This window comes from Adlercreutzia sp. ZJ154, assembly GCF_011039055.1.
In the GTDB taxonomy this organism is placed as follows: domain Bacteria; phylum Actinomycetota; class Coriobacteriia; order Coriobacteriales; family Eggerthellaceae; genus Adlercreutzia_A.
On sequence record NZ_JAAKEF010000031.1, the window covers coordinates 1 to 9,155 of the forward strand.

Sequence of the window (9,155 nt, forward strand, 5' to 3'; positions counted from 1 at the left end):
CCCGTCCCTCTATTCGATGAATAATGACGCCCGTCCTGTTCGTCAAACTGTAAGGCTTGGGGGCATGTGGAAGGGTGCAAAACAGCGCACCACGCAAAAACAGGTAGAAAACGTGTGGGTAGGCAAGAGATGGCGAAAACCATGCTAAATCCCACACGTTTTAAGACTTACCCCCTTTTGCGGTTCAGTGGCATAGATGATAAGGTGTTGCGCTCTCAAAGACTCTTAGCTTTCAACTTATTTCATTAAGTCGAAAGCTAAGTCGAAAGCTAAGTCGAAAGCTGATAAACTAATCGTGTCAAGAGGAGCCATTATGCCCATACCCATAAATATCAACAAATTACTAGATGGTACAACAGTTGAGAGCTTTCGAATCGAGTTCAAAGAAGGATGGAATCCGGAGGCAATTCTTCATTCTATCTGTGCATTTGCAAACGATATAGATAATTCAGGCGGAGGATACATAGTAGTTGGCGCAGCTGAAGAAGATGGTATGATAAAAAGACCCATTCCGGGGCTTAATCCAAACATACTTGATGGCATTCAGAAAGAACTGCTTAATATTTGCAGCAAAATTCAGCCTAAGTACATGCCAATTTGTGAACCAAAAGAGTATGAGGGCGTATGCCTCATGGTGATTTGGGTTCCGGGAGGCTACGATAGACCATATAACGTGCCGAAATCGCTCAATAAAGGCAAATCGCAAAGACTTAAATATGTAAGAAGATTTTCAAATACTGTACAGAGCAACCAAGCCGATGAACGGGAATTCATGGAGCTGGCTGCACGAGTCCCCTATGATGACCGCATAAATCACAATGCAAACGTAGATGACCTCGATCGAGCTCTGATGGAAAATTACCTGTACTCCGTTAATAGCTCGTTGGACGATATCGGTAACCGCAATGTTGTTGAATTAGCCCAACTGCTTCGCGTGGTCGGCGGTTCTTCAGAATACATCAAGCCACTGAATATAGGTCTCCTTATGTTCTCCTCTGACCCAGAGAAATATATTCCCTATTCCCGAATCGAAGTTGTTGATATTCCTGACCCTACAGGTGAAGGAATGGAAGAGCGAACATTCCGAGGACCAATAAACAGACAGCTCTCTGATGCGCTTGCATTCATAAAGAACTATGTCATTGCTGAACGTGTTTTCAAAATTGATGGACAAGCTGAATCGGTTCGTATTTTCAACTATCCATATGAAGCAATAGAAGAAGCGCTGTCAAATGCTGTTCTGCATCGTGGTTACAACGATCGCGAACCGATTACGGTACGTATCGAACCAGGACAACTGAGTATCTTGAGCACGCCAGGACCAGATCTCTCGATTCGTGACGAGGACATTCAAAGAAACAAGCTGGTTTCTAAGCGCTACAGAAACAGAAGAATAGGAGAGTTTTTAAAGGAGCTTCATCTAATAGAAGGTCGCAATACCGGAGTTCCGACAATGCTCAAAGTTCTGGCAGCTAACGGATCAGAACCTCCGGTCTTTAACACAGATCAAGACCGTACTTATTTTGAAGTAGTTTTCAAAGAGCACAAGCTATTTCACAAACATGTAGAGAAAAAGGAGAAGTCTGTCAGGAAAAAGAAAAGAAGACGCAGTAGAGAAGAAATACGGAATGACTCTCTAAAGCTGCTAACAAATAAGGATCTGTCGACAAATGAATTAGCAGCTGAATTAGGCTATAACGGAATAAGCAGCACGCTTTCAGAAGTGATAAAGGAATTAATAGAACAAGGAGAGATTTCTTACTCGGGATCAGACTCGGTTCGATCTCCCAATTTAAAACTTCATAAAAACTAGTCTGTATTTGAAACGAGGAGAAAACAGCATTCAACAAAACTGGTAAATCACTCAAATATAGGCATTCAACAAAACTGTGTTGGTAAATCACTCAAATACATATCCTGAACTGGTAACTTATAGAAAATGTAAGGTACCAACAGAGAAATCAAAGGATTTTGGTAGCTTTTAAGCGCACATTATCAGAGCCCCAAGTTATGGGGTACTTAAAAACAGAGATGGTTCACGCACCTATAGAGGACGAAGTGCGGTATGGGTATAAACGTCTAGGGTCCATGTATAAGGATTGTTATCATAGATGTTTCTCTCAATTGTTATTAGTGAGTATTCTTAAGCGTATATTCAGCCCTAGCTTTCTCTTTTCGAATAATGTATGCACTATCACCTTCTGTAGCACCTTCTCTTCCAAGTGCAATGAGGATTCTCTTTCTGGCGACATCAAAGTCATGTATGCCATTAGTGATACGTTTTATGTCTTTGATCTTTCTGTTAAGCGCTTCTGCTTTGGCATTGTTTACGTTATAGAAATAGCCTCTAAGTATTTCTCGTTTGTATTTGCTGAGAGATTTGGCAAACCTTTTCATTTGAGGAATAGGAATAGTACTGATGCGTCCTATAAGACCATTAAGTGCATGTTCCATATCGTCAAGTGTTTCAAAGGTAGTGTCTTGCCATACGTAGTAGAGTTGAAGTGCCATGTATGCAAGACGAAGCTTTGCGTGTTGTGTGTCGCAAATGCAAAGCGTGTCGGCAATGAGTTTTTTCTCGGATTCATAAGCAGAAGCACTTATGTGACTAAGCCTTCTGCATCTATTAGCAACAAGCTTGTTTGCCATACATTTGATACCAGCGCCGCTACCTGCTCCTTTTTGCAGCTGACATCTCGCCTCTGTGAAGTGTTTACATCCATCTTTTGCAATGTAGGTATCTTCCATATCGCAACAGAAATGCCTTACTCTCATTTTGTCAGAGAGGGAGATGCTGTCGTAGAAGGCCTGTATTGCATCACTATCTTTGCCATTGACGATGTCGAGTACACAGGTGTCTTCTGCATCGTATGCTACTGCCCAAAAGATGGAGTGGCGTCTGCCATTGTCTTCACGCTAGGTATAGGCATGGATCTCATCCATCAGCAAACTTCGTTTAAGACAAACTTGTTTGATATGAACTGCCTCTATGAGCTTTTGTATAGTTCCAAAGCTTACCTGTATACGCTTGCAGATACTCAAGATAGATATAGGGTCTTGAATCCATCTAAGTACATGTTCTTCAAGTTCAAGTGTGACAGAAGGACATATGCGAGATGCAAAGGAGATGTCTTCGCTTATTGTGCATCTACACTTCTTACAGTAGCTTCTCGGTACAAAGACATAAAGCAGATAAGTTGTTTCTGTATGATAGTGTCGAATCTTTCTTACATAGGTTCCGTACCCAATCATTGTCCGCTTGCACCTTGGGCATATGCGCTCTGTCTTTTTGACGCGTACGTTGAACTCATGAAGACCTATCGTGCCATCACGTTTATCTACTCGAACATTACAGGGAAGTCCCAAATCTTCTGGCTTAAAGCGACTCATGAGATCACCCACGCTCTAAAGCCCGCAATAGCAGTTGCGCAAAAGCCAGGACATGTTGATAGATCTTCTGTACACCCTGCATCAAAACAGCGCATAGCTAGCAATTCTACCGTCATCACATCAGTGAGAGATGGGCTACCGCATACGATTCTTTCAAGTGCGCAAAGCTCTATCTCATGTGGAGCACTCATATCATTGGGAAGTGTTCCATCTACATACAAGCCATCCTCAACTGATGGCAGTGTATGCTTACAATACGCGAGTTTTCTTTTCGTGTTGGCATTCCTTGTGTTCATAGGGAACTCCTATTCTGCCAAAGACACAGGTGCCAAAAGGGGAGTGCTGAGTGTCTCTACCACCCAGCACTCCCTGCCATATACGCGATGCGCAGACATCTCTGTGCCTTTAGCGTATCGATTACTCTATACGCATCGCAGACACACTGATTCTAGTTTGTGGGAGCTTGCATCTTGAACCGACTGATCACATCAAGATCAGCCCACCAACACAGTTTTGAAAGGAATCGAGAAATCGACCCTAAAGAGGAACATGCAAATTGCCAAAACAACAGAAAAATGAGGAAAGCCAAAATTTGTGTTGGCGATAAGCTTAAATCTAAGACGACAACACCAGATTCAGAAAAGCTGTTTTCTCGGTCAATATTTTGATCTATCGTAATTGTCAATCTATATCTAATACTAGTAGAATATACGTATAAAATAAATATATTCTACTAGTAATTTGGAGAACTATTATGCCTATGACTATAAGCATCGAAGATGGACTTAAAGATAGCTTCTCTGCAACCTGCAAAGAAATAGGAATTACCCCATCTACTGCATTCGGAATTTTTGCAAAAGCTGTAGTAAGAGAGCAAAGGATTCCTTTTGAGTTGTCGGCGATAAGTGTTGCTGAGCGTAAAGTGCGTGAAGCTGAGCAGCGAATCAACCAAGGGATAGCTCAAGGATATGCAGAGTATCAGGTCGGTCAAGTTATTACTCGTGCTGAATCAAGAAAAATGCGCGAAGACATGAAGGCGAATCTTGCATGAGCAATTTTAAAGAACAGCCTTCGTATTCATCTATTTATGCGAAGTCGTTTAATGATGCATTGCTAGTACTTCCTGATGTAATTTATGAGCGTATAGAACATGTTGTAGATCTATTGGAAAATTTTCCTAATCTCGGGCGTCCCTATAATCCAGACTACGATGCCGCCTTACCCCCAATTGATTGCATGCAGATGTTTGTAAATAAGACCCACTGCGTGCTTTACTATACAATTGACGAAAGAAATAAGGAACTCGTATTCTTTTATCTGGGAGATACTCGCCAAAATCCGCTTACTATATTTGATGATATTGATATCTAGCTTTTCGTGGCGTTAGTAGGTTTTATGGGTTGATAATTCGCATGCACTATGATGATGCATCGCAGCATCATAAGCCTCTGGTAAGTCTTAAAACGTGTGGGGTAATTCACGAAATTCAGTCTAAGTACATGCCAATTTGTGAACCAAAAGAGTATGAGGGCGTATGCCTCATGGTGATTTGGGGTAAGTCTTAAAACGTGTGGGGCAATTAGCCAAATCCAATGTCTGACCAGGTAAAACAAAGAGAATCTAACCTCAAGTCAACGCTTGAGGGCAAAAAGAGGGCACACAAACCTAAGCCCTCCTTAGAGCAGCTTTAAAAAAGATGACCAAAAGCCAAAAAATCGAATATGTTACGACTTGCGTGGGGGAGGCATCGGGCTTTCCGAAAATCGTGTTGCTGATATGCAAAAAACATTAACTTGAACAGGTAATTTAGATGCAATCTAAGGCAGCAACACCAGATTCAGAAGAAAAGTGATAGGTTTTTGACCGCACTATCAGATGCCCTAGCAATCAAGAGCTTCAAAACACAAACTATGAGACGCAGCTTTACAACTAGAAAAACGACATCATGTGACCTTGAGCACAGGCGGTGCCCTGCGCGCGAAGGGGTGTATCACGCACATTTCCTAGCGCTTCTTCTTCCTGCGCTTGGAAGGTTCGGCGGCGCTTGCGGCAGCTTGGGCCTTCTTCCTTCTTATATAGGCGGTAGCACCCTCAACAGCATTCGGTGCTCCAAATGCCAAAAGAAGCCTTCTTCTGGTTTCCTCAAAGGTTCCAAACCCGCGGCTTTTGCGTTTGAGTTCTTTGATCTTGTCGTTAGTCGATTCTGCGCGTGCGGTGTTGATATGGCTTATCGTGGCAGTCACCAAGTATTGCTTGTATCTCGCGACAGTCTTGGCAAAGCGCCTCATCTCAGCCACCTCAAGTCCACTTGCCTTCATGATCCAGTTGTCAAGCGACTTCTCACACTCCTGCCTATCTGTCCAGTGATGGTCTTGCCATATGTAGTAGAGCTGAAGTGTCAGATAAGCTTGCCGCAAGTGAGAGTGCTTGGTATCGCAGATGGCAAGTATGTTACATATTGTTTTCTTCTCTACTTCAATCCACGGTGCGTCTTTGTACTCACGTCTTCTCTTGCCCCGGTTGGCTGCGAGCTTTCGGTGGCGCCTCTTGATGTCGGCTCCGTTACTGGCACCCTTTTGCAAACGACACCTGGCATCATCTATACAACTAACACCGGTCTTTGCAACGTGGAACCGGTCAACTCCTATACAGGCAAACCTACACCACTTCTTTGCTGCGTTCAGGTAGATGTCATACATGTCAGAGCACATATGTCCATCGGGATGTCAAGCGGCAATATGAGCCTAACCCCTGATTTGCGCAGACAGGGGTTAGGCTCCGATCCATTGGATTCAGCGCGATCAAGCGCATCCGTTCAGCGGCTATCTGTCGATAGCTTCTCCCGGTCGCTCAAGCGATCCAGTCACATATTCGTGGATACAGCACAAGGCTGCCCACATGTTGATCTCTTCGGTAGAGGCAGGGCCGCAGAGCCGCAGAAAGCGACAGATTCAGAAGTCGTACGTAGCAAAGGAGAGTACTTTGTTGTACATGCTCTGAACGCGGGTTGCCAAAACGCGTCAACGGCACTGAACCAGGGATGGGGTATGCTGGTCCGAGAACTAGGGAAGACCCAGTTCTTGGTCTACCTGACGTCCGATGACCCAGATCCACTTGATCATTTCGGAGGCTATGGCCACTTTTGCTGTATTGGAGTTTTTGCCCAAGTCATCGACCATATGCAGGTATCTCTCGAAAAGCCGCTTGTTGGCCTTTGCGGCGATGGCCTCCACTTCGCCGGAGACGGGCCTTCCCTTGAGAAGATGCTTCTTGTGGGGCTGGCGCGACCGTATGGAAGCGTTGCATTCGATGAGTGCCCGGCGAAGACGGCCATTCCCCTGTTTAGTGATAGGACCAGAGGACCTGCGATTTCCGCTGGAAGACTCAGAGGGTGTGGTGCCAAGCCAAGAGGAAAGGCGCCTGGGCGACTTGAAGCGCCTGAAGTCGCCGATCTCTGCCACCGCGAGAAAAGCTGTCTGGACGTTGATGCCCTTAAGTCTGCACAGGCCATCGACATAAGGTTTAAAACGGGGTGTGTCAGCCAGATCCGCAATCTTTTCCCTGAGTGTTTTGTCTTCTTGAATCCTTTGATCGAGCAGTATCAAAAGGCCATTCAGAACTTGCTGGGAGACGGGATCATCGAGATCGATAGACTTTATCCAGGCCATGTGGTCTTTTCCCCACGAGGCCTTCGGTCTTCCGCTTTCGGTGGTTTCCTGCCAAACGTAGCCGTATTTGAGCAGGAGGGCGCTGATGCGCAGCTTCGCCGCCTTGACTTCGTCAGTTGCGGTCACCCGAAGCCTTACAAGGTCTCTCGCCCCTTCGATCTCTTCGCTGGGAACCCACACGCAGGAGTACTTCTTGACCGGGTTGGTGATCTCCCTCCGGATGGCGCAGGCGTCGATCCTGTCGCATTTCCGACGCTTTTCGATGGAGGTTCTCGCCAGGGAAGATACGGCGATGATGTCGCAGTCGATGTCTTCGGCTCTGATCTTTCTTGCCAGGTCAAAGCCGGTGCATCCGGATTCATAGGCGCAATAGACGGGGTCGGGCAACCGGCTTGCCCATCGGATGAGGGCGTAATCCTTATCAGGTCCTTTGAATACTTTGGAATACTCTTGACCATCGCTGATGTTTACGCCTTTGCAGACCAAGGATTTGGCATGAACGTCGATTCCTACATAGGTTGTATACTGCTGCATAGAGAGGCTCCTTCCAGGCATTGTGTGATTGTTGAATCACGGGAATTGAGACACCTAGATGCTAGCCCAGATTTTGGACTGAATAAACCATTTGTTCAGGTCGGAGCCTCTTTGTGTAACATCCCGATGGACATATCATCAGAAAAAAGAAACACGATTGCGCTCATCTGCTCCGAATTGTTTAAACCACTGGTCCATATCATCTGTATCTCTGCCCTCTATGACATCTATCAGATATCCGGTAGTACCGTCATAAGCACAGGCCCAAAACACACAGACCTGCTTTCCTGTGTCGGATTCTCGGTAGCTCATAGCATGTATCTCGTCTGTGAGCAGTATGCAGGGAAGTGTTGGCTTTTTGATATGTACGCTGTTTATGACGAGGCGCACCGTGTCGTGCGAGATATTGCATGCATATGCCACTTCGGTGATGGTCTGCCTTCTTCTCAAAAGATTGATGACGTGTTCCTCGAGCGCCTCTGTAATGGCAGAGCTTACAACAGAGGCGAAGGGAATTTCTGCACCCTGTGTTATTCCGCACCTTTTGCACCTGTACCTTTTGACCTTAACAGTCAACGTACAGGGTGTCTCGCTCACGACGTGTGCCATACGTTTGGAAAAACTACCATGTCCTGTCATGGCATGTCCGCATCGGGGGCAGGTAAGGTCAGGAGCATCAACGATGACATGGAGATCAGAAAAGCCAGCGTTAACTCCTGCTTTATCAACGCGAACGGTGCTTGGCAGACCTACATCTGCTGGGTTTATCCTACTCATGAGACCATCATCCAGCCTACAAAGCCGGCGATCGCGGTGGCACACCACCCTGGGCAGTCATCAATTGCACCTGTGTCAAATGCGCATCCGCGTGAGAAGCACCTCTCTGCGAGCGCCTCGACACAGAGTACATCCCATGCGCTATGCTCGCCCCGTTCGATTCTTTCAAGTGCGGCAAGTTCGACCTCATGTGCGCAAAGTATGCTTCCGTCGGGTTTCTCGCACTCGCTTGCATACGTGTTAGGCAGAAGGCCCTGCACATACGCAAGCCTTCTTTTCCTGTTGGCTTCTCTGCTGTTCACAGGAGTTCTCCAATCCTCCGATGACGCAGATGCCGCAATGGGGGTGTGGGGCGCTGTAACCGCCCCGTGCCCTTCTTATTTTCGCTTCCGATACGCTTCGGTATCTGCGCTATCGGAAATAGTTGTCAATAGATTTACTCGGAAGCACCCTACAAGCATGAAAGTTGCCGCATGAAATCGCAATACCCCACATCAGGGCAGGTAAGCAACACAACTCTTGTGGAAAGTTGTGTTGCTGGGCCCAAAATGGAGGCAAAAATTGGCAAAACAACACCAGATTCAGAAAAGCCGAGGCATCGAGCCCATCTCAATTGACCTGTTGTTCGCTAGTTAGCATCCTCCTTTCTCTTGTCACTTCTTGTAAACAGCGGGATGGGCTTGTTGGGTTCTCGTTTGTGTCCAAGCACCAGCAAGCAGCGACGTCTCAGCGCCTCAAAGCTCATAAAGCCCCGGCAGTTGCGGATGATGTCTTTGATTTGACGGT

7 protein-coding genes are annotated in these 9,155 nt (G+C 46.1%); 3 read left to right on the plus strand and 4 right to left on the minus strand.

The features are described 5' to 3' along the window. The first annotated feature begins 313 nt into the window (after positions 1 to 313). Positions 314 to 1,813 carry an RNA-binding domain-containing protein gene (locus tag G7Y37_RS08920; RefSeq protein WP_165063119.1) on the plus strand — a complete coding sequence of 500 codons (1,500 nt, stop codon included), beginning with the start codon at positions 314 to 316 and terminating at the stop codon, positions 1,811 to 1,813. 317 nt (positions 1,814 to 2,130) lie between these two features. Here G7Y37_RS08920 and G7Y37_RS08925 read toward each other — a convergent pair whose 3' ends face one another. Continuing rightward, positions 2,131 to 2,889, minus strand: a complete 759-nt coding sequence (locus G7Y37_RS08925) for a transposase (protein WP_255463991.1) — start codon at positions 2,887 to 2,889, stop codon at positions 2,131 to 2,133. 1,255 nt (positions 2,890 to 4,144) lie between these two features. Here G7Y37_RS08925 and G7Y37_RS08930 point away from each other — a divergent pair. After that, positions 4,145 to 4,441, plus strand: coding sequence for a type II toxin-antitoxin system RelB/DinJ family antitoxin (locus tag G7Y37_RS08930; protein ID WP_165063121.1), 297 nt, complete (start codon positions 4,145 to 4,147; stop codon positions 4,439 to 4,441). After that, positions 4,438 to 4,761, plus strand: a complete 324-nt coding sequence (locus G7Y37_RS08935) for a hypothetical protein (RefSeq protein ID WP_165063122.1) — start codon at positions 4,438 to 4,440, stop codon at positions 4,759 to 4,761. Before G7Y37_RS08930 ends, G7Y37_RS08935 begins: the two co-directional genes overlap by 4 nt. Positions 4,762 to 5,393: 632 nt before the next feature. Here G7Y37_RS08935 and G7Y37_RS08940 read toward each other — a convergent pair. From G7Y37_RS08940 to G7Y37_RS08950, 3 genes are all read right to left on the minus strand, one after another. After that, positions 5,394 to 6,101: a transposase gene (locus tag G7Y37_RS08940; protein ID WP_255463990.1), complete on the minus strand. Its 708-nt coding sequence runs from the start codon at positions 6,099 to 6,101 to the stop codon at positions 5,394 to 5,396. A 351-nt stretch (positions 6,102 to 6,452) separates the two neighbouring features. After that, the gene (locus G7Y37_RS08945) at positions 6,453 to 7,592 is read right to left on the minus strand and encodes an IS110 family transposase (protein WP_165063124.1); all 1,140 of its coding nucleotides are present in this window, start codon (positions 7,590 to 7,592) and stop codon (positions 6,453 to 6,455) included. 138 nt (positions 7,593 to 7,730) lie between these two features. Next, the gene (locus tag G7Y37_RS08950; protein WP_165063125.1) at positions 7,731 to 8,369 is read right to left on the minus strand and encodes a transposase; all 639 of its coding nucleotides are present in this window, start codon (positions 8,367 to 8,369) and stop codon (positions 7,731 to 7,733) included. Between the last annotated feature and the right edge of the window lie 786 nt (positions 8,370 to 9,155).

Coding starts and splice junctions, on each gene's coding strand:
- G7Y37_RS08920 (WP_165063119.1), top strand. CDS start 314: ATGCCCATACCCATAAATATCAACAAATTACTAGATGGTACAACAGTT.
- G7Y37_RS08930 (WP_165063121.1), top strand. CDS start 4,145: ATGCCTATGACTATAAGCATCGAAGATGGACTTAAAGATAGCTTCTCT.
- G7Y37_RS08935 (WP_165063122.1), top strand. CDS start 4,438: ATGAGCAATTTTAAAGAACAGCCTTCGTATTCATCTATTTATGCGAAG.
- G7Y37_RS08940 (WP_255463990.1), bottom strand. CDS start 6,101: ATGTGCTCTGACATGTATGACATCTACCTGAACGCAGCAAAGAAGTGG.
- G7Y37_RS08945 (WP_165063124.1), bottom strand. CDS start 7,592: ATGCAGCAGTATACAACCTATGTAGGAATCGACGTTCATGCCAAATCC.
- G7Y37_RS08950 (WP_165063125.1), bottom strand. CDS start 8,369: ATGAGTAGGATAAACCCAGCAGATGTAGGTCTGCCAAGCACCGTTCGC.